We start from the raw sequence: 19,785 nt of genomic DNA on the forward strand, positions 1-19,785 counted from the left end.
ATTCCCCCTTTCACTCAAATGACTGTTGCCAATCAAACCAATCCGGGTTTTCAGGTTCCAAAACTTGAAGTTCCTTTATAATTTCGAGGGCTTTGCCTCTTTTTCCTTCCTCGATTAAAAAGCGTGCGTATTTTTCAAGGAAATTCGGATCTTCGCGGAATGAAGGGTACGCCTTTTCATAATAAACAGCTGCCTGCTCAAAATTTTCGGTGCGTTCGTATGATTCGGCAAGCATTGGGTAAAGCCCTGCCCAGTCATCTTCATTGGCGATGACGGTTTCAGCCAATTCAACGACTTCATCATCCATTTCTTCTGCGTGGAAATAAGACACGAGCGTATAGATGGCTTCCATGTATTCCGGATCAAGCGCAACCGCCTGCCTTAGCTGGTCGACGCCTTCCACTGTTTTCCCAAGTTTCAACGCCAGCTTGCCTGAAAACAAATAAAGCTCTTTATCGAACTCGTCGCGCGAGATGCCTTGTTGAATCGAGCTGTACGCCCCTTCGTAATCTTCTGCCATGTTCAAGCTTTGTGCGCGCAATAAGTATGCGGAAAAATAATCCGGATCCAATTCAATCAGCTCATCGAGCCTTTTGACGGCCATTTCATATTGTTTCGTCTGGAAGGCAGCAAATGCGGCTCCGAACAGCACATCCGGCTGCACTTGGTCGGCCAGCACCGCTTCGTAATATGGCAGAGCTTCTTCATAAGCAGCACCAGCGCTGTAGACTTCAGCCAGCCTTTCTGACAAATTGACGCCTTCTATTTGAACGTTGTCACGCTGCAGATCTTGGTAAATCTTTGCCGATTCCAAATAACGTCCCGAGTCTAAAAGGAGCTCCGCTTTCGCTTGCAGCAGCAGCGGTTCATCCGGAAGCAGCTCGATCGCTTCATTGAGCCTGTTTTCTGCGGCTTCAAGAAGGCCTTGCAATTGGAAAAGATCGGCTAGAGTGACCAGCACTTGCGGATAAAGCTCGTCTTCTTTCGCAATTTCCATAAGCGTATTTAGCGCTTCATCTTCGCGGTCCACTTCCATCAGCATGTTCGCGCGGTCCACTTTCAATTGCGATTCCTCTGGAAAAACGTATTCTAAATGTTCGAGCACTTTGATCGCTTCTTCTACGTAGCCGATTTCTGCGAGCCATTCTGATAGATCATATTGCTCATCCGGATCGCCTTTCAGCAAATACGCTTCGAGAAGCGTATTGACGGCATCTGGATCGCCCATTTCCACCGCTTTTTGTATCTCTTCTATACTTGCCATCCTATCACCTATTCCCTTGAGTTTCATACTTCCATCCTACACGAAAGTGTGTTCGAATGATAATGAAAAACTCCCCCGAAGGAGAGTTAATCGATCAACGAATTCATCTGTTCGACAAAATTAGGAAACGACACGGAAATGCAATCCGGATCATCGATTTCCACCGGACCATCCGCTATTAAAGAAGCAACAGCCGCCATCATTCCCAGTCGGTGGTCACCGTATGTCACCATGGAAGCACCGTGCAGTGGCGTTGGACCATTGATGACCATGCCATCTTCTGTGGCGGTGATATCCGCTCCCATTTTCGACAGCTCGGCTACAACCGCTGCGATGCGGTCTGTCTCTTTGACCCGCAGCTCTTCAGCATCTTTAATTACCGTCGTGCCTACCGCCTGCGTCGCCACCAACGCAATCAATGGAATTTCATCGATCAATCTCGGAATTAAGCTTCCGCCGATTTCAATCCCTTTTAAAGATGAAGAACGGATTGTCAAATCAGCTGGCCGTTCGCCGCTTTCTTCAAGGAGCCGAATGCTATAATCAGCACCCATTTGTTCAATAACGTCCAGTATTCCTGTCCGAGTCGGATTGCAGCCAACGTTCGTCAGCACCACTTCACTGCCCTCCGTGACCAAAGCTGCGCCAATCATGAAAGCGGCAGAAGAAATGTCACCCGGAACTTTGACATGGGCAGCGGCCAAGGTTTGCCCGCCTTTGAGCGAGATCTTGTTATCTTCGCGAGTTAGTTCCGCACCGAAATGCTCAAGCATGATTTCGGTATGGTCCCGTGTAGCCACCGGTTCCGTTATTGTGGTTATGCCATCCGCTTTCAGTGCAGCCAGTAAAATCGCAGACTTCACCTGAGCGCTCGCAACCGGAAGGGTATAATCGATTGCACGAAGCTGTGTGCCTTGGACCGCTAATGGAGTGAATTGGCCATTGGCACGCCCTCTGATATCCGCACCCATCAAGCGCAGCGGATCGATGATGCGGCGCATTGGGCGCTTGGCGATGGACTCATCCCCGGCAAGCACAGAGTGGAACTCCGTGCCGGCAAGAAGACCGAGCATAAGCCGTGTCGTCGTGCCGGAATTTCCGGTATCCAATACTTCTGTAGGCTCCTTCCAATTCCTTTCTCCCTCGCTTTTGATGGTGACCTTGTCGCCAGCAAGTTCGATATCAACCCCGAGTTTGCGGAAGCAGCTGATGGTGCTCAAGCAATCGTCTCCGAGCAGGAATCCTTCTACTGTCGTCGTGCCTGCAGCCATAGCGCCGAACATGATGGAACGGTGGGAAATGGATTTATCTCCAGGAACCTGGATCGTGCCTTTTAAAGCGGGGGTTGAATAAGTTAAGGATAACGTCATTATGGAGCCTCTCCTTTAAGAAATATACGTATCGTATGCAGTTCTCTTGCTGATGCAGTCTTTTGCCCGTTCACGGTCTTCAGGTGTCTGAAAGCTGATGACGAGAATACCGAAAACATCTTCACGGGTTTCAAGAATCCTTAAATTAACGATGGAAATCTGTTCTTCAGCCAAATAACCTGTCAATTCGGAAATGACCCCTGGAACATCCGGGATGTCGACATATAAATCGTAGACGCTGAATAATGCGCCATGCCCGGCAATCGGCAATTCATCGCGGACAGTTTTCGCCTGTTGAAAATATTGCTCAATCGATTCGGGTTTATTGTCTAGCAACAGGTTGCGCAACCCTTCCATCTCTGCCATCCAATTCGTTAATTGGTGGACGATCATGCGATTGTTCTGGGTGGTAATATCACGCCACATTTCCGGATTGGAAGATGCGATGCGGGTTATGTCACGGAAACCTCCCGCCGCCAATTGCCTCGCAAACGGATAATCCTCTTCTTTCGCCAATTGGTGCACAAGTGACGCAGCGATAAGATGCGGGAAATGGCTGACGATCGCCGTCATATAATCGTGTTCGTCCGCTGGAAGCACTTCGATATTCGCTTTGGTGACAGACAGCAGCTCTTCAAGAAACGCCACTTGGTCCTTGCTGACGCCTTCTGCGGGCGTCAAAATATAAAACGCATTTTCAAACAGCATGTCTTTGGCAGCTTCAACGCCGCTTTTATGGGAACCGGCCATTGGATGGCCGCCGATAAACGCGTGGTTTAGCGTAGCAGCAGCCTCCATGATCTGGGCTTTTGTGCTGCCGGTATCCGTTAAAATGACGTCTTTTTTCAAATCCCAAAACTTACTTTGTTCCATTAACCGTAAAGTAGCGCCGACCGGAGTCGCAAAGACAATGACATCCGCTTCCGACGCTGCTTTTTCAAGAGACGGCGGACAACTGTTAATGATGCCCATTTTAAATGCTTTTCTTGCCGTCAACGGATCTGCGTCATATCCCGCAACGTGTACCTCGGAATGGCGCTGCAGCGCTTTCGCTAAAGAACCACCGATCAAGCCAAGGCCGATAATCAGGACATTTGCCTTCATAGCGAAGAAGCCTCTTTGGCTTTAATCAGATCCGGACGCAATTTCACTGCTTCATTTAAGTAAATGTGCTGGATCTCTTGTTGTGGAATCGACGTATTAACGTGCATCATGACTCGGATGCATAAAGGCATGCTGCCGGGCACATCCATTTCATGGGTGCACATAACTGGAACATACGTCCAATTTTCGATGGTACGAACCGCTTTCGCCGGGAATGCTGAAGAAATGTCCGTAGTCGTCGAAATAATCACCGACGCAACATCATCAGGGACAATCTTATTCTCTTTTACCATTTCCAAAATCAAAGTACGGGTTTCTTTTAAAATTTCTTCTGGCTGGTCTGCAGAAACTGTGATGGCTCCTCTTACTCCACGTATCATTCAAGCACCTCATTTATTTTCGAGCGCAATTCCTCGTAATCGGATTCCGCACGCTTTTCATCAATCGTTTCCATATAAGGGATTCCGGTTTCTTTCAGCAAAACGAAGCTCAAAGTGCCACCGGAAGATTTTTTATCTTTTTTCATGTAGCCCAGAACATCTTTGAACGCGATGCTTGTCAGCCTTTCAAGCGGATAGTCGTTCGATTTGCACCATAAAAGGAAATCCATCAGCCGCGAATGGCCAGACAGCTGCAAAGCATATGCCATGCCAAGTGCTACCGCCTCCCCGTGCGTAATGCGGCCGTAGCCGAGATGCGCTTCAATGGCGTGCGCCAAGGTATGGCCGAAATTCAAATACTTGCGAACGCCGCTTTCGTATTCATCTTCTTCGACGATTGCCGCTTTCACTGCAATTCCCCGTTCCAAATGAAGCATCATTTTTTCATCTGATATTGTGTCCAGAGACTTTATTTTCAACATTTCGTCCAGCCAATTTTCGTTTGAAATAAAAGCGTGCTTTATGACTTCCGCCATACCGGAGCGAACTTCCTTCGCCGGCAATGTATGGAGCAGCTGAATATCGTAAAGCACTGCTGCAGGCTGATAGAAAGTCCCAATCATATTTTTGCCAGCCGGATGGTTGATCGCTGTCTTCCCGCCAACTGCACTGTCATGCGCCAAAATCGTCGTCGGGACCTGAATGTAAGGGATGCCCCGCATAAATGTGGAAGCGACAAATCCTGCGACGTCCCCTACCGCTCCTCCCCCGAAAGCCAATATGAGCGATTTGCGCGAGAACCCTTCAGCCAGCAGGAAACTATGGCAATCCATGAAGACCTCAATCGATTTCGCTCCTTCGCCTGAAGGAATCTTGAAGACGCGCACTTGGAAAGGTTCCAAAAAAGAAAGCAAATAGTCAAGGTGAAGCGAAGCGACATTTTCGTCAGCGATGACGGCAATAGCATCCACAGATTCCAGCAATTCGCGGTACTCTGTGGAAAATAATTTCAAAACGCCTCTTCCAATATGGACATCATAAGGTTTTCCAGCTTCAACTCGCAGTGATTTCATTTTTAGAACTCCTTCGCGTATTTTAAGTAACTCTGCAGATTTTCTTTTAAGCGCGGCATTTGGTCCGCATCAAATTGCTCTAATAACGCATTCGCAGCTTCCCACGCAATGACGTGCTCGGCAACAATCGACGCCGCCGGTACAGCACAGCTGTCAGAACGTTCGATGCTCGCTTGGAAAGCTTCTTTCGTATCAATATCAACGCTTTGCAGCGGTTTATAAAGTGTCGGAATCGGCTTCATCACACCGCGCACGACAATCGGCATTCCCGTTGTCATGCCACCTTCAAAGCCGCCCAAATTATTTGTGCTGCGGGTATAGCCCTGCTGCTCGTTCCACAAAATTTCATCATGTACCTTGCTGCCAGGCAGCCTCGCCATTTCAAAACCTAATCCGAACTCAACGCCTTTGAACGCGTTGATGCTCATCATGGCAGCCGCCATTTTACCGTCAAGTTTGCGGTCATAATGCACATAGCTGCCGATTCCAGCAGGCATGCCTTCCACAATCACTTCCACAGTGCCGCCGATCGAATCACCGTTCTTTTTTGTTTCATCAATCAGGTCGGTCATTTGTTGTGTAACGGATGGATCAGCGCAATACACCGCATCCACTTCGACCAATCCGCGGATTTCAGCAGCGCTCTTGCCTTGGTAGCTTTGCGGGTCGACTTTAATGCCGCCGATTTCCGTAACGTGGGAGACTATTTCAACACCCAACTCCGTCAGCAATTGCTTCGCTACTGCCCCAACTGCTACCCGGACTGTCGTTTCACGTGCAGATGACCGTTCAAGAACATTGCGCAAATCGCGATGGCCATATTTCATACCGCCGTTAAGATCCGCATGCCCAGGACGTGGACGCGTCAATTGGCGTTTCACTTCGTCATCTTCTTCAATAGGGCCAATGCCCATGATATTCGTCCAATGCTTCCAGTCATCGTTTTTAACAACCAATGTGACTGGTGAGCCAAGAGTCTTGCCATGCCGAACGCCGGAGACGATCTCCACTGTATCTTTCTCGATTTGCATTCTTCTGCCGCGACCATGTCCGCCTTGGCGGCGTTTCAACTCTTTATTGATCATTTCCGCCGTTAAAGGCAATTGTGCCGGCAGACCTTCTATTATTGCTGTCAATTGTGGACCGTGTGATTCTCCTGCAGTTAAATAACGCATGGCACTTTCTCCCTTCAACGCACTAAAGTATTTAAATAACACTATAACATATAGTATTTCAACAATTCTATCCTAAATTCCGATAATGTGAAACTTCAATTAATTACAAAATCCGAAAAATCCCTTATTTTGAAATAGTATTAGAGAGTATATTTCCTTTTTTAGTAGATATGCAAAAACCCATCCAGAGACTTGGATGGGTTTTTGTCTTTATGGAGAGTGTTTTGCAACTTCTCATTTCGCTTCAGGTGGACGCTTTCGCGGGCACTACCTCAGCCGCTTCACTCACTGCGTTCGCTCCAGGGTCTTCGCCACGTGTCGCTCTGTCGCTTTGCTCCATCACTGCTTCCGCAGGAGTCGCCACCCTCCGCTTCATTCAAAGGTATTTCTTGATAGCAAATCATATCTTTTATCGAACAACTAGCTATTTAGGACTCTGTACTTTCTAGACAACCTCAAGATATGGAGCAAAACAGCGGAGACACCTGCGGGAAAGCGAGACAGCCGAGACCCGGAAGCACGCGACAGCGGGCTGAGGAGGCTTGGCGCTCGCCCGCAGCAAGCGCAGCTATTTTGCGGAATATCGATGAAAGAACATACACTGCTCTCACAGATTTCCAGGCAAAATAAAAAAGCAGCGAGGCTGCTTTTTTAGCGGGATTAGTTTACCCAGTTGTTGATCGTTTTTTCGTATGATACCAATTCTTCTTCTTTGAAGAACAAGCCGATTTCACGAACAGCGCTTTCAGCTGAATCAGAACCGTGGATCATATTTTTGCCGACAGTGACTGCGAAGTCGCCGCGGATAGTTCCTGGAGCTGCGTCTTTAGGGTTAGTAGCGCCCATCATTTGACGTGCAGTCAAAATAACGTTTTCGCCTTCCCATACCATTGCGAAAACTGGTCCAGAAGTAATGAAGTCAACCAATTCTCCGAAGAATGGGCGTTCTTTGTGCTCGCCGTAATGCTCTTCAGCTAATTCAGTTGGGATTTGCATCAATTTAGCACCTGCTAAGTGATATCCTTTTTTCTCAAAACGTGCAACGATTTCACCGATTACATTGCGTTGTACGCCGTCAGGTTTAACCATCAAGAAAGTTTTTTCCATTATGAACACTCCTCTGTATAAAGCTCGGGCTTTATGCCCACCTTAAAAAATACTATCAGTTTGATGCTATTTGTCAACTGCCATCTTAAAAATTTCTCTTGCCGATGAAAAACGCAATTTTGCGCATCGTCTTTGAGGCTTGGCCTTTTGGCAGATGATCCAGTTCAGCCAAAGCTTTGTTCAAGTACTTTTCACTGACTTTTTTTGCGTCATCGATAGCCGAGCTATCCCGGATCACTTTGACGACATGGAGCCTCTCGGCATCCGTCAGTTCTTTTTGTAGGCTGTCTTTCAATAATTGATAGATTTCCGGATTGTTGCGCGCATACAAAATCGGCAATGTGATATTGCCTTGGATAAAATCGCTGCCAGCAGGCTTGCCGAGCTCTTCGTCCGATGAGGTGAAATCCAGTATGTCATCGATGATCTGAAACGACATGCCGATGAAATACCCGAATCTCCGAAGATGCGCAATTGTTTTTTCATCCGCTTCGGCAACCATTGCCCCAAGCTCGCAGCTTGAAGAAATCAGCAAAGCGGTTTTTCTCTTGATGCGGCGCAAATAATCACGCAGGTTCTGGTCTAATTTATATTTATCTTCTATTTGAATAATTTCACCGCGGCACACTTCAATCATCGTCTGCGACAAAACTTGATGCAGCCTTGGCGAATCGATATCGGTGATGTATTCCAAGGCACGCCCCAGTATAAAATCTCCCGTATACATCGCAACACTGTTATTCCATTCCGCTTTGACCGTCAGCTGGCCTCTTCTCATTTCGGAATCGTCTATGACGTCATCATGGACCAGAGATGCCATATGAATCAGTTCAAGCGGCACAGCAACTTGTTTCATGACATCAATATTGTATGTTCCGAATTTGCCCGCAAGCAAAACAAAAACAGGTCGGATCCTTTTGCCTCCGGCCTGCAATAAATGAAGCGATGCATCGTTTAAAAGAGGAGACTCGGAATCCACTGCCTGTTCTAATTCTTTTTCAATTAAATCCAATTCTGGTTTAAGGTCAGAATAGAGCAATTTCATCTTCACCTTTTCCACTAGAAAACCTTCTCCCGCTATTTTACTTTTTTATGCCCATATGCAATGCCGCTGCACCGCCTGAATAAGGCTTGTATTTCACTTTTTCAAATCCGACTTTCACAAAGAGCGCCGCCAATTCTTTCATGCCAGGGAAATCTTTGGCAGATTCCTGCAGCCATGAATATTCTTTATAGCTTTTGGCGAACAATTTTCCGAATACCGGCATGATAAAGCGGAAATAAAACCGGAAAAACGGTTTGAATGCATTATTCGGCTGTGACGTTTCTAGGCACACGATCATTCCACCAGGCTTGAGAACGCGGTGCATTTCAGACAAGACTTGTTCATAATCCGGTACATTGCGCAGGCCGAAACCGATTGTCGCATAATCGAATGAGTTGTCCGGATATGGCAGCTCCATCGCATTGCCCTGAACCAACTCAACCTGCGGCATATCCTGCGTCTTATCAATGCCGACATTCAGCATGTTCTGGCTAAAATCGAGACCAACTACTCTGCCTGCCACGCCTGTTGCTTCACCAAGCGCAATCGTCCAATCTGCTGTACCGCAGCACACATCGATAGCTGATGCGCCTTTCGGGACTTGCATTTTGTCCATCGTATCTTTGCGCCATTTATTGTGCTGCTGGAAACTGATGACAGAGTTCATCTGGTCATAGTTAACCGATATCTTTTCGAAAACTTCGTGGACTCGCTGTTCTTTCGTCTTTTGCATGTCAGTCATCCTTCTCGGGTCAGCTGCTCAGCTCTATGCTGGTGCGGGGTTATTTGATGGAGCATAAAATTTTTGAGTTCGTAACTAAAATTATGTGTGCCGATAGTCTGCAGAATTTCTTCATACAGCGCATCAAGTTTATCCAGAAGCCAGCGCTCGGTCTGCAGCGGATGCCGTAATGTCTCATTCATCATCTGTAAAGCCAGGCTTTGGCCGTCCTTCTGCAAACAGTCGAGTTCTGAGGTGTATCTATTATAGGTGAGCATCAAGGCCGCCAAATGAGAATATTCCTGGTACCCATAAAAATTATAAAACGAAAACAATAGTTCAGTTTCAATCTGCTTAACAGCTTCATCGATTTCGTCCATTGACCGTATTTCGCTAGTATAAAATGATGCTTTCTTCTCGCTCACTTTAATGATGGCTGTGGCAAGCCGTTGGATCATCGCTATATTATTGGTTTCGGCAAGCATCTTGTAATAGATTCCGCTATAGAAATCCCCTGCCAATACTGTCAATTGCTGTTTTTTGTTTGCCAATACATCGTCTTCCACTAAATCGTGGGCCTGCAAAGCCGCATAGACGATAGACACGGTTTTAGCAGCTCGTTCAATATCAGTGGACCACATTTTATTATCAAAAAAAGGCAAAATCAAAAAAAACAACCTCGCCCGTTGAACTGATGGGCCGTCTGTGAACTTATCGAGTGCGCGTTGCTTAACAGCTTTCAGCACATCGGTTTCCACAAAAGTGATTTTTGAATGTATTTGTTGTTCATTCATACTGCTTGCTCCATTCATGGTTTAGCCATACCATACACCTATAGTATATCACAGGCACAGCCTCGCCTTCATACAATACGCCTACTTTTTCGCTTCGCTTTCGGTAAGGCCGTGCGCCGTTTGGATTTCCGCTTTGCCGCGGATTTTCATCGCAGATGTATGTTCAGTAAACTGGGCAATCATCACTTCGCCTTTATCAAGCTTTTCGGAATGGTGGAATTTCGTATCATTGCCTCGAGTTAAACCGATCACGTTCACGCCGTCTTCAAGCGCGCGGATTACAATGTATTCTGGTTGAGCCATGTTTTCACCCTCTTCCGGTAACTGATAGGCATTTTATCAAGCCATGTTGATATACGTGATAATTTCCGAACGTTTTACATCGTCTTTTTCAAAAATTCCGCGGGACACAGCTGTCACTGTTTTAGCGCCAGGTTTTTTAATGCCTCGCATCGTCATGCACATATGCTCCGCTTCAATCATCACATACACGCCATGAGGATTCAGCGACTCCATTAACGAGTCCGCAATGGTCGAAGTGATGCGCTCCTGCAGCTGCGGCCGTTTCGCTACTGAATCGACTGCTCTCGCTAATTTGCTGAGGCCAGTCACGACACCATCTCTTGGAATATAAGCGATATGGGCTTTCCCGAAGAACGGCACCAAATGATGTTCACACGTCGAATAAAACGGTATGTCTTTCACCAAAACCAATTCTTCATGGCCTTCATGGAAAACTGTTTTGAAATACTCTTTCGGATCTTCACGCAAACCGGAAAATACTTCAGCGTACATTTTCGCGACACGCTTCGGTGTATCAAGCAAGCCTTCACGCGTTGGATCTTCTCCAACCGCTTCAAGGATCATCGACACTGCCTTCTCTATTTTATCTAAGTCCACTTTATTAGAATTCATATCTATCACTATTCTTCCCCCCGTAAAAGACAAATCACTATTTGAAGCCGTTCAAGTTACACGCGATTAGCCCGGATATCGCCAAGCATAAACCGGCCCATTCCGAACGCTTCCGCTTTTCTCACAAATCGTAGCATATGTATGGTTTGTTGGCAAAATTGAAAACTTAAAAAAAGAATGACTTTTGCGGGAACGAATCTCGCAAAAGTCATTCTATGTACTGCAAAGAAGATTATTTCACTGCGTCTTTAAGTGCTTTACCTGGCTTAAATGCAGGAACTTTGCTTGCAGCGATTTCGATCTCAGCACCAGTTTGCGGGTTGCGACCTTTACGTGCTGCGCGTTCGCGTACTTCAAAGTTACCGAATCCGATCAATTGTACTTTGTCACCTTTAGTTAGAGCTTCTTGAATCGCTTCAAATGCAGCGTCAACTGCTTTTGCAGCATCTTTACGAGAAAGTTCAGCTGCTTCAGCAACAGAGTTCACTAATTCTGTCTTGTTCATGCTATTCACCTCCTCTCAAAGGGGATGCAATCGTTCAATCCTGTAAAAAGAGTATCATAACAAAAAATGCATAGCAACAACTAATAGCGCGGTTTTCCAATAAAACCAACAAATATTCAATTATTATCCTGTAAATTCGTTAATTTTTAGGAAAACCGCGCTAAATCAGCAATTTCGCTCTAGTTCACTCTGTTTTAAAGACCGGTTCATTATTCTCGTCTACGGTATAAGGAAGAGAATAAGCCGGTACTACCGGATTGTCCTCATATAGCAAAAATCGGATGTCCTGCCCGGCTTCAAGAGTGCCGTCATACTCCTGGATTGCCGAGTACAGATCGATTGAATAGTCGACAAAGACATCCCCTTGGCCATTGACGACCAATGGCAGGTTTCTGCCGCTGTAGGGACTGACAACGAAGCGTTCTTCGTTAAAGCCCATCGCTTTATAATTCAGCTTATAGACATTGTCCGCCACGATTTCCGCGATCGGAGCACGGCCGCCATTCGCGCTTTTACGGACATTAATAGTGCGAATTTCTTCAGCTATACGCAAATCAACGAGTTTCACTGTCGGGTTTTCTTCAACATCCATAAGCACGTATTGAAAAATGCCGCCTGTTTCAAATGCATTTGGCGGAGTTTCAGCTAAGAAAGCCGGTACGATTTTAGCGAAATCGATCGGGTATTTGATGTATTGATCGACATCCATCTCCCGCGTTTTAATCGGCAAGAGACCGCCTTGCGCTCCCCTAAACTGATTTACCGCATTCTGCACCTGAATGACTTGCTCTTCGTAAGGAATCTGGTTTTCCGCCCGTTCGCTCTCTGGGAACATACAGCCCGATAGGAACATCACCGCTGCAGCCAGAATAGCGATTAATGATATTTTTTTCATTTTTCTCACCTCACGCGCTGCCTGTAGGGCCGCTGAATACGATGAACACCATTATAAAGAATCCAAGAATCAGCAGAATATAAGCGATTAACGCAAAAACGAATTTCACTATGCCATTTTGTAATTTATACCTACTTAAATAAATCATGCCCATTGAAATGATCAAAAAAGCAATTCCCGCAAACGAGACCCACATTTTGTCTAAAGAGCTCATAATAGACCGCCTTTCGTACTGTTTCAGACCATAGTATAGCACAAAAAAAGAAGAGGCAGAGTAACGCTGCTTCTTCTTTTGTGACAATTAAAGCAAGTTAATGAGATCTTCCATTTCGTTCTTTTTCATGCGTCCCATCAGCAATTCCACAGCATCTTTTGTAGACACGCCTTCAAACAGAACTGCGTACAAAGCGTCTGTAATCGGCATAGGCACATCGTAGGCCTCTGACAATTGATGGGCGGCTTTTGTCGTACGGATGCCTTCAACAACCATGCCCATTTCTTCAAGCACTTGATCGATCGTTTTGCCTTTGCCAAGCATGTTCCCTGCACGCCAGTTGCGTGAATGGGGGCTCGTGCATGTTACGATCAAATCGCCGACGCCTGTAAGACCGGAAAAGGTCAGCGGCGTAGCACCCATCTTGACGCCGAGACGGGCTATTTCAGCCAGTCCGCGCGTCATCAATGCCGCTTTTGCATTGTCGCCATACCCTAATCCATCGGTGATGCCGACTGCCAAAGCAATGATGTTTTTAAGCGCGCCGCCGATTTCCACTCCGATAATGTCGGTATTCGTGTAAACCCTGAAATAATGGTTCATGAACAGGTCCTGGACTTTTTCAGCAGATGCCGTATTTTCACTGGCTGCCGTGACAGTCGTCGGTTGTTCAAGCACCACTTCTTCCGCGTGGCTGGGTCCGGAAAGGACGACCACATCTTCAAGCCATTGTGACGGAACCTCTTCGCGGATCATTTCACTGATGCGCTTCAAGGAATCCGGTTCGATGCCTTTAGCAACATGGACAAATAAGGCTTGTTTATTCAGCTCCGCAGTGATAGCAGAACATACTTCCCTTACCGCTTTTGTCGGCACAGCGATGACAAAAGTCGCCGAATGGTTGACAACCGCTTTCAAATCACTTGTAGCCTTCAAGTTTTCAGGCAACTTGATGTTTTTAAGATATCGGTTGTTCGTATGCTGGTTGATTTCTTCCGCTTGTTCTGCGCGGTGTGTCCAAAGCAGTACATCGTGGCCATTCTGCGCTAACACATAGCTTAACGCCGTGCCCCAGCTGCCTGCTCCAAATACAGATATTTTTTCCATATCAGTAACCACCTTTTTCCAATTATGTCCGGGCGCGCGTAATCAACCGGAGCGGCGTTCCTTCAAAGTCAAAGCTCTCACGGATCCGGTTTTGCAGGAAACGCTCATAGCTGAAATGCATCAGTTCAGGCTCGTTGACAAAGACAACGAATGTCGGCGGCTTGATGGCCACTTGAGTAACATAATACAAGCGCAATCTGCGGCCTTTATCACTCGGCGCAGGGTTCATCGCAACTGCATCTTCGATGACTTCGTTCAGGATGCTGGACTGGATGCGTCTTGCATGGTTATCATTCACCCGGTTGACGATTTCGAGGATATTATGGACACGTTTACCGCTGATAGCAGATACGAACATAATCGGTGCATAATCCAGGAAAAGGAAATGTTCACGGATTTTCCGCGTCATTACGTTCATGGTTTTTTCATCTTTTTCGACAGCATCCCATTTGTTGACAATGATGATGACGCCTTTGCCCGCTTCGTGGGCATAGCCTGCGATCTTTTTGTCCTGCTCCTGAATGCCTTCTTCGGCATTGAGCACAACTAAAACGACATCTGAGCGTTCAATCGCACGCAATGCACGCAGCACGCTGTATTTTTCTGTCGATTCATACACTTTACCTTTTTTGCGCATACCTGCCGTATCGATAATGACATACGGTTGGCCATCGTATTCGTATTGAGTATCGATCGCGTCACGGGTAGTTCCCGCAATTTCACTGACAATAACGCGTTCTTCTCCTAAAAATGAATTCACCAAAGAAGATTTGCCGACATTCGGGCGGCCAATCAATGAGAATTTGATAACATCGTCCGGGTATTCCTCTTGGTCGTCTTTCGGGAAGTTTTTCGCAACTTCATCCAAAAGATCCCCGATGCCCAAACCGTGTGAACCTGAAATCGGGTAAGGTTCGCCCATACCCAATTGATAAAAATCAAATACCATATGGCGCATATCCGGGTTATCGATTTTATTGACAGCCAGAATGACTGGCTTTTTCGTGCGGTATAAAATTTTCGCAACTTGTTCGTCCTGCGTCGTGACGCCATCACGGCCGTTTACTAGGAAAATGATGACATCCGCTTCGTCCATGGCAATTTCAGCCTGCTGGCGAATTTGTTCCAAGAAAGGCTCATCGCTTAAATCGATGCCTCCTGTATCAATAATGTTAAATTCATGAGTCAGCCAATCAGCTGAACTGTAGATGCGGTCACGTGTGACTCCTGGAATATCTTCCACGATGGATACACGTTCCCCGACCACGCGATTAAAAATCGTGGACTTGCCTACGTTCGGCCGGCCAACGATTGCTACTACCGGTTTTGCCATAATAAATTCATCCTTCCACTTCTGATATTCTTATTATACACGAAAAAGGCGATGGCATCTTGTAAATGTCCATCACCCTAAAAGGTGTAATTTTCAGTTATTGGTTCTATTGGCATACACTGCCGGGTCATAACCGCGCATGGCTAAATAATGGCTCAAACCACCGGACAGAATAGCGGGACAGCTTCTTAATCCAGCTGGCTCCGCCGCTCCTAGAGCGGTCATCATCATTCGCATGTCTTCCTGCAACAAGCCGATTTCTTCGATCAAGCCGATTTCTCCGCCCTCAATCGCTTTTTTAAGGAATGCCCCTGCAAGACCTACAGCATCCGCTCCCAGCACTAAAGCCTTAATGGCATCCTGTGCATGCTGGATGCCTCCGGAAGCAATCACCGTTTTTTGAAATACTTCTTTTACTTCAATAATTGAAACCGCGGTGGGAATGCCCCAATCCTGGAAATAGGAAAGTTTTCGTGCACGCCGTTCGTTTTCAATCGAAGCGAAGTTTGTCCCGCCGAAACCGCCCACATCAATTGCAGCGATTCCGGTACGCGCTAATTTTTCTGCCGCTTCCCGCGAAATGCCAAATCCGGTTTCTTTGACGACGACCGGTACATGCAAGCTTTCCGCAATAGCGGAGATGCGTTCAAGCGCTCCCTTGAAATCCCGGTCTCCTTCTGGCATGGTCAGCTCCTGGATAACATTCAAATGGATTTGAAGGGCGTTTGCCCCGATCATTTCCACTGCTTGCTGCGCCTGGCTGACACTGGCCTCGCTGCCTAAATTGCCCATGATAAAACCGTCGGGATTTTCTTTCCGCACAATTTCATAAGTCGTCCGTTCAGCGGGATCTTTCAGCGCGGCCATTTGAGAACCGACTGCCATCGCTAAACCCGTTTCCTTTGCGGCGCGGGCGAGCAAACCGTTTAACTTGGCCGTCTCCGAGCCGCCTCCGCCCGTCATGGCATTAATAAAAACAGGTGATTCCAATTTCAAATCACCTGTCCTGATATGAAGGCTGATATCTTCAACGCCAAGGGAAGGTAAAGCTTGATGGATTAAACGGACATCATCAAACATCGTTTCCCTGCCTTGGCCAGTCGACACCGCAAATCTTATATGATCCATTTTCCTATCGGCCCTGGACATTCTATTCGGATTTGAAACCTTTTAATTTGTCGCCAATAACATCCCGGATGGAAAAGCCGCTTGACTCTTCAGGCATTTCATAGTCGGTATACGATTGTTCAGCCTCTTTTTCCTGAAGCTCTTTAATGCTTAAAGATAAACGTTTATCAGCTTTGTTGACATCAAGCACTTTCACTTGGACTTCTTGCCCTTCGCTCAGCACTTCATGAGGCGTACCGATATGCTTATGCGCAATTTGGGAAATATGCACAAGACCTTCTACTCCAGGCAGCACTTCGACAAACGCGCCGTAGCTAACGAGTCGCTTCACTTTACCTGTGTGGACCGAACCTTTTGGCGCGTTTTCTTCAATCGCATCCCATGGCCCTGGAAGCGTATCTTTGATCGAAAGTGAAATGCGCTCGGAATCGCGGTCTACTGACAGTACTTTTACCGTCACTTCCTGGCCTTCTTTCACCACGTCGGATACTTTCTCCACATGCTCATGCGACAACTGAGAAATATGGACAAGTCCATCGACTCCGCCAATATCGACAAATGCGCCGAATGACGCAATGCGCTGGACTTTCCCTTTCAACACATCGCCTTGGTGAATGGTGTCCATAACTTCTTCTTTTTGTGATTCTTTTTCCATTTCAACTACAGCGCGATGGGAAAGAATCAAACGGTTGTTTTCCTTTTCCATTTCGACAATCTTGAACGCCAGTGTTTTGCCTTTATAATCTTCGAACGATTCGACGAAATAATCTTCTACTAGCGAAGCCGGCACAAAGCCGCGCACGCCAAGGTCCAGAACCAACCCACCCTTGACGACATCTTTCACTTCCGTCTCGATTATTTCACCAGTTTCAAACTTTTTCTCAAGCAAGTCCCATGCTTGTTCAGCATCCACTTTACGCTTTGATAATACAAAGTTCTCATCTTCGACTTTTGTAATAATCAAGTCGAGAACGTCACCTTCTTTAACTGAATCCGATGCTTTTTCGATGTGGAGGCTCGACAATTCGCTGATCGGGATGATCCCATCAAATGGCGCGCCATCAATTGTTACGGTTACTGCTTTTTCTTCGATCTTAAGAACTGTACCTTTTACGTGATCTCCCACTTGGAAGTCACGGTTTTCCGTCATGTTCATTTCCTCAGACATCAGTAGCCCTCCTTCACAAACTATACACATCTTATTTTATTCGAATTCTCTAATAAAAACAAAAATTATCACTTTTTATTTGCTGTTTTCATCCAAAAGCTTCTGGATGGATGCCATAATCACTTCAGTTACTTCCTCTGCCGTCGCTTTACGCTCTCTAAATGGCTCCATGGTAATCGGTTCACCGAACACTACTTTGACTTTGCGGAACGCTTTATACGGGCCAATGATGGCACACGGAACAACGTCTGCGTTGCCACGCAAGGCAAAGAATCCTGCCCCGCTCAGCCCTTTTTTCAAAACACCGTCAGTCGAACGCGTACCTTCCGGAAACAATCCGACCACTTCGCCGCTTTTGAGGATTTTAAGGGCTGTGCGCATTGCTTCCCTGTCGCTCATGCCCCTCTTCACTGGAAAAGCATTGACTTTTGGCAGCAGCCCGCCAAGGATTGGCAACTTGAATAATTCTTCTTTCGCCATAAAATGAACCGTTCTTGGAGCGGTCATCCCGACGACTGGTGGGTCGAGCGCATGGATATGGTTCGAGCAAAGAAGGATGCCGCCCTCTTTTGGGAAAGTTTCATGGCCCACCACTTCAAAGCGGTAAAGTGGAGTTAAGGCAGTTTTCACTAAGGTTTTGCCGAATGCGTATAAATTCACATTATGCCATCCTTTCTTTGGCCATCGTAAGAATTTCCTGGGCCGCTTCGCGTATTGTCAAATCGGTCGTGTCGATATAAATTGCATCCTCTGCCTGCTTAAGCGGAGATACTTCGCGCTCAGAATCCATTTTATCGCGTGCGGCGATTTCTTCTTGAAGCTCGGCTAAAGGAGTGTTGATGCCGCGCACCTGGTTATCTGCAAAGCGGCGCTGTGCCCGTTCCTCAACAGTCGCTGACATGAATACTTTTAATGCTGCGTTTGGCAGAACATCTGTCCCGATGTCGCGCCCGTCCATGACAACGCCTCTGCTTTCCGCAAGCTGGCGCTGCAGTTCGACCATGCGTTCGCGGACAAGTGCGTGTGCAGACATTTCCGATACCGCTTTTGTGACTTGCTGTGTGCGGATTGCTTCAGTTACTTCCTCGCCGTCCATGAACACCAACTGCCCGTTGTCAGAAGGCTCTAAGTCTATCTGTGTGCGAAGCAGCAACTCGCCCGCTTCTTCATTGCTGGCCATATTAATGCCTTCATTTATCGCTTTTAATGTGATGGCGCGGTACATTGCGCCCGTGTCGATATAAATATAGCCTAATTGCTCAGCCACTATTTTTGCTATGGTACTTTTACCAGCTGCTGCTGGGCCGTCGATTGCGATTTGTATTGGATTCGTCAAAAATGTCACCTCATCATATGTATTCAACATATTTTAACACAAGAAAAGCGCAAGCGGATGTTTAGATTCGAGGGGCAAGTTATAGCCCAAAGGCTACTGGGGCTATAACTTTGCGACGAAGCACGAAGTGCTGCAACGGTTTTTCATGTCCCGAAGCTAGCGCAGCGTTGCAGGGACAGGAGCAGCTTGTATTAAGTGTATTTAAGTAGCGCGTTCTGTGCCGCACAGTTGGCAGGGCTTGCGACTCAAGAATCTGTCCGCTGGAGTCTAGACACAAGAAAAGCGCAAGCGGACGTTTAGATTTTAGGGGCGCACTTTGCCGTAAAGATCGAAAAAAGATATCCCGGAAAGTCATCAGCTGTGACTTTCCGGGATACCTTTTTTCATTAGCATACACGCACAAGATTTTACGGATGCAGCGAAGTATTGTCATGGTAATGGCTTAAACTCATTTGATGAGCCTGTTTGACTTTGCGCAGGCCGAACCACCACAAAAAGATCATGAACGGAATTACGCCGTAAGACCAGGTAGTATTCAAATACAGGATGGCGTTGTAAGACAGGTGGAGAATCATTGAAGCGAATAAAGCTATCCCCAGCCATTTCCGGCCGCTTTTGCCCCTTGAGAACTTCGCTTTTCCAAGATAATAACCCATCACCACTCCAAATAAGGCGTGGCTGGAAACGGGCAGAAACGCTCTTAAGAAAGCTGTCTGCATGCCAAACTCAAACAGGTATAAGATATTTTCGACTGTTGCAAAGCCAAGTGAGACACTCGCTCCATAAAGAATCCCATCGTACGGATCTTCAAAATCGATATGCCGGTAAACAGCAATGATCAACACTAGCCATTTGAAAAATTCTTCGACGATACTCGGAAAAAAGACCTTTTGCGCAAACACCCTTGAGAAAACGCCTTCGACATCAAAGACGTATTGTATGAACAAAATAGGAAACGTCAGAACCGCTCCATAAATAAAGCATTGGAATAATAATTTAGACGGCTCCTCTGCAAATTCATCGCGCAAATAAAAGTAACTGAACAACGCCAGGCTCGGAGCAATCGCAACAGTTAATAGAATTATCATATGGATGCCCCTTTGCTGGATTTGCCCTTATTATACCATATTCAAATGGGAAATTTTAGATAT

General features: G+C 46.6%; 22 protein-coding genes. All 22 read right to left on the minus strand.

Annotation, left to right across the window (positions count from 1 at the left end):
• Positions 1-10 precede the first annotated feature (10 nt).
• The 22 genes from AC4EHJ_RS03525 to prsW all read right to left on the minus strand — a co-directional run bounded on the left by AC4EHJ_RS03525 (position 11) and on the right by prsW (position 19,722).
• Positions 11-1,264, minus strand: a complete 1,254-nt coding sequence (locus AC4EHJ_RS03525; RefSeq protein WP_490974206.1) for a tetratricopeptide repeat protein — start codon at positions 1,262-1,264, stop codon at positions 11-13.
• 86 nt (positions 1,265-1,350) lie between these two features.
• The gene (gene aroA / locus AC4EHJ_RS03530; protein WP_490974207.1) at positions 1,351-2,634 is read right to left on the minus strand and encodes a 3-phosphoshikimate 1-carboxyvinyltransferase; all 1,284 of its coding nucleotides are present in this window, start codon (positions 2,632-2,634) and stop codon (positions 1,351-1,353) included.
• A 15-nt stretch (positions 2,635-2,649) separates the two neighbouring features.
• Positions 2,650-3,738, minus strand: a complete 1,089-nt coding sequence (locus tag AC4EHJ_RS03535; protein ID WP_490974208.1) for a prephenate dehydrogenase — start codon at positions 3,736-3,738, stop codon at positions 2,650-2,652.
• Positions 3,735-4,118: a chorismate mutase gene (aroH, locus tag AC4EHJ_RS03540; RefSeq protein WP_490974209.1), complete on the minus strand. Its 384-nt coding sequence runs from the start codon at positions 4,116-4,118 to the stop codon at positions 3,735-3,737. Before aroH ends, AC4EHJ_RS03535 begins: the two co-directional genes overlap by 4 nt.
• Positions 4,115-5,191: a 3-dehydroquinate synthase gene (gene aroB, locus AC4EHJ_RS03545; RefSeq protein WP_490974210.1), complete on the minus strand. Its 1,077-nt coding sequence runs from the start codon at positions 5,189-5,191 to the stop codon at positions 4,115-4,117. Before aroB ends, aroH begins: the two co-directional genes overlap by 4 nt.
• A 2-nt stretch (positions 5,192-5,193) precedes the next feature.
• Positions 5,194-6,366 carry a chorismate synthase gene (gene aroC, locus AC4EHJ_RS03550; RefSeq protein ID WP_490974211.1) on the minus strand — a complete coding sequence of 391 codons (1,173 nt, stop codon included), beginning with the start codon at positions 6,364-6,366 and terminating at the stop codon, positions 5,194-5,196.
• Positions 6,367-7,026: 660 nt separating this feature from the next.
• Positions 7,027-7,473, minus strand: a complete 447-nt coding sequence (gene ndk / locus AC4EHJ_RS03555) for a nucleoside-diphosphate kinase (protein ID WP_135500802.1) — start codon at positions 7,471-7,473, stop codon at positions 7,027-7,029.
• Between the two features lie 85 nt (positions 7,474-7,558).
• Positions 7,559-8,533: a heptaprenyl diphosphate synthase component II gene (gene hepT, locus AC4EHJ_RS03560; RefSeq protein ID WP_490974212.1), complete on the minus strand. Its 975-nt coding sequence runs from the start codon at positions 8,531-8,533 to the stop codon at positions 7,559-7,561.
• 22 nt (positions 8,534-8,555) lie between these two features.
• Positions 8,556-9,251, minus strand: a complete 696-nt coding sequence (locus AC4EHJ_RS03565; RefSeq protein WP_490974213.1) for a demethylmenaquinone methyltransferase — start codon at positions 9,249-9,251, stop codon at positions 8,556-8,558.
• Between the two features lie 5 nt (positions 9,252-9,256).
• Positions 9,257-10,033 carry a heptaprenyl diphosphate synthase component 1 gene (locus AC4EHJ_RS03570; RefSeq protein WP_490974214.1) on the minus strand — a complete coding sequence of 259 codons (777 nt, stop codon included), beginning with the start codon at positions 10,031-10,033 and terminating at the stop codon, positions 9,257-9,259.
• Between the two features lie 81 nt (positions 10,034-10,114).
• Positions 10,115-10,336, minus strand: coding sequence for a trp RNA-binding attenuation protein MtrB (gene mtrB, locus AC4EHJ_RS03575; RefSeq protein ID WP_490974215.1), 222 nt, complete (start codon positions 10,334-10,336; stop codon positions 10,115-10,117).
• A 36-nt stretch (positions 10,337-10,372) separates the two neighbouring features.
• The gene (folE, locus tag AC4EHJ_RS03580; protein WP_490975610.1) at positions 10,373-10,948 is read right to left on the minus strand and encodes a GTP cyclohydrolase I FolE; all 576 of its coding nucleotides are present in this window, start codon (positions 10,946-10,948) and stop codon (positions 10,373-10,375) included.
• Between the two features lie 232 nt (positions 10,949-11,180).
• Complete coding sequence (locus AC4EHJ_RS03585; RefSeq protein WP_135500796.1) at positions 11,181-11,453, minus strand: HU family DNA-binding protein; 273 nt, start codon at positions 11,451-11,453, stop codon at positions 11,181-11,183.
• A 184-nt stretch (positions 11,454-11,637) separates the two neighbouring features.
• Entirely contained in the window at positions 11,638-12,348 is a 711-nt protein-coding gene (locus AC4EHJ_RS03590) for a YphF family lipoprotein (RefSeq protein ID WP_490974216.1), read from the minus strand.
• A gap of 10 nt (positions 12,349-12,358) precedes the next feature.
• Positions 12,359-12,562: a DUF2768 domain-containing protein gene (locus tag AC4EHJ_RS03595; protein ID WP_490974217.1), complete on the minus strand. Its 204-nt coding sequence runs from the start codon at positions 12,560-12,562 to the stop codon at positions 12,359-12,361.
• An 87-nt stretch (positions 12,563-12,649) separates the two neighbouring features.
• Positions 12,650-13,669, minus strand: coding sequence for an NAD(P)H-dependent glycerol-3-phosphate dehydrogenase (locus tag AC4EHJ_RS03600; protein WP_490974218.1), 1,020 nt, complete (start codon positions 13,667-13,669; stop codon positions 12,650-12,652).
• Between the two features lie 22 nt (positions 13,670-13,691).
• Complete coding sequence (gene der, locus AC4EHJ_RS03605; protein WP_490974219.1) at positions 13,692-15,002, minus strand: ribosome biogenesis GTPase Der; 1,311 nt, start codon at positions 15,000-15,002, stop codon at positions 13,692-13,694.
• Positions 15,003-15,095: 93 nt separating this feature from the next.
• On the minus strand, positions 15,096-16,130 hold the full coding sequence (gene fni / locus AC4EHJ_RS03610; protein WP_490974220.1) for a type 2 isopentenyl-diphosphate Delta-isomerase: 1,035 nt from the start codon (positions 16,128-16,130) through the stop codon (positions 15,096-15,098).
• A gap of 22 nt (positions 16,131-16,152) precedes the next feature.
• Positions 16,153-17,298, minus strand: coding sequence for a 30S ribosomal protein S1 (rpsA, locus tag AC4EHJ_RS03615; protein WP_490974221.1), 1,146 nt, complete (start codon positions 17,296-17,298; stop codon positions 16,153-16,155).
• A gap of 75 nt (positions 17,299-17,373) precedes the next feature.
• Positions 17,374-17,958 (minus strand): lysophospholipid acyltransferase family protein, encoded by a 585-nt coding sequence (locus tag AC4EHJ_RS03620; RefSeq protein ID WP_490974222.1) that lies wholly within the window; start codon positions 17,956-17,958, stop codon positions 17,374-17,376.
• Position 17,959: 1 nt separating this feature from the next.
• Entirely contained in the window at positions 17,960-18,634 is a 675-nt protein-coding gene (gene cmk, locus AC4EHJ_RS03625) for a (d)CMP kinase (protein ID WP_490974223.1), read from the minus strand.
• 407 nt (positions 18,635-19,041) lie between these two features.
• Entirely contained in the window at positions 19,042-19,722 is a 681-nt protein-coding gene (gene prsW, locus AC4EHJ_RS03630) for a glutamic-type intramembrane protease PrsW (RefSeq protein WP_490974224.1), read from the minus strand.
• Positions 19,723-19,785: the final 63 nt, after the last annotated feature.

This window comes from Planococcus sp. TJ-301, assembly GCF_058268475.1.

Coding starts and splice junctions, on each gene's coding strand:
- AC4EHJ_RS03585 (WP_135500796.1), bottom strand. CDS start 11,453: ATGAACAAGACAGAATTAGTGAACTCTGTTGCTGAAGCAGCTGAACTT.
- AC4EHJ_RS03525 (WP_490974206.1), bottom strand. CDS start 1,264: ATGGCAAGTATAGAAGAGATACAAAAAGCGGTGGAAATGGGCGATCCA.
- aroC (WP_490974211.1), bottom strand. CDS start 6,366: ATGCGTTATTTAACTGCAGGAGAATCACACGGTCCACAATTGACAGCA.
- AC4EHJ_RS03600 (WP_490974218.1), bottom strand. CDS start 13,669: ATGGAAAAAATATCTGTATTTGGAGCAGGCAGCTGGGGCACGGCGTTA.
- AC4EHJ_RS03565 (WP_490974213.1), bottom strand. CDS start 9,251: ATGCAAAAGACGAAAGAACAGCGAGTCCACGAAGTTTTCGAAAAGATA.
- fni (WP_490974220.1), bottom strand. CDS start 16,130: ATGGATCATATAAGATTTGCGGTGTCGACTGGCCAAGGCAGGGAAACG.
- mtrB (WP_490974215.1), bottom strand. CDS start 10,336: ATGGCTCAACCAGAATACATTGTAATCCGCGCGCTTGAAGACGGCGTG.
- aroH (WP_490974209.1), bottom strand. CDS start 4,118: ATGATACGTGGAGTAAGAGGAGCCATCACAGTTTCTGCAGACCAGCCA.
- rpsA (WP_490974221.1), bottom strand. CDS start 17,298: ATGTCTGAGGAAATGAACATGACGGAAAACCGTGACTTCCAAGTGGGA.
- aroA (WP_490974207.1), bottom strand. CDS start 2,634: ATGACGTTATCCTTAACTTATTCAACCCCCGCTTTAAAAGGCACGATC.
- AC4EHJ_RS03595 (WP_490974217.1), bottom strand. CDS start 12,562: ATGAGCTCTTTAGACAAAATGTGGGTCTCGTTTGCGGGAATTGCTTTT.
- der (WP_490974219.1), bottom strand. CDS start 15,002: ATGGCAAAACCGGTAGTAGCAATCGTTGGCCGGCCGAACGTAGGCAAG.
- AC4EHJ_RS03535 (WP_490974208.1), bottom strand. CDS start 3,738: ATGAAGGCAAATGTCCTGATTATCGGCCTTGGCTTGATCGGTGGTTCT.
- folE (WP_490975610.1), bottom strand. CDS start 10,948: ATGAATTCTAATAAAGTGGACTTAGATAAAATAGAGAAGGCAGTGTCG.
- AC4EHJ_RS03570 (WP_490974214.1), bottom strand. CDS start 10,033: ATGAATGAACAACAAATACATTCAAAAATCACTTTTGTGGAAACCGAT.
- aroB (WP_490974210.1), bottom strand. CDS start 5,191: ATGAAATCACTGCGAGTTGAAGCTGGAAAACCTTATGATGTCCATATT.
- AC4EHJ_RS03590 (WP_490974216.1), bottom strand. CDS start 12,348: ATGAAAAAAATATCATTAATCGCTATTCTGGCTGCAGCGGTGATGTTC.
- prsW (WP_490974224.1), bottom strand. CDS start 19,722: ATGATAATTCTATTAACTGTTGCGATTGCTCCGAGCCTGGCGTTGTTC.
- ndk (WP_135500802.1), bottom strand. CDS start 7,473: ATGGAAAAAACTTTCTTGATGGTTAAACCTGACGGCGTACAACGCAAT.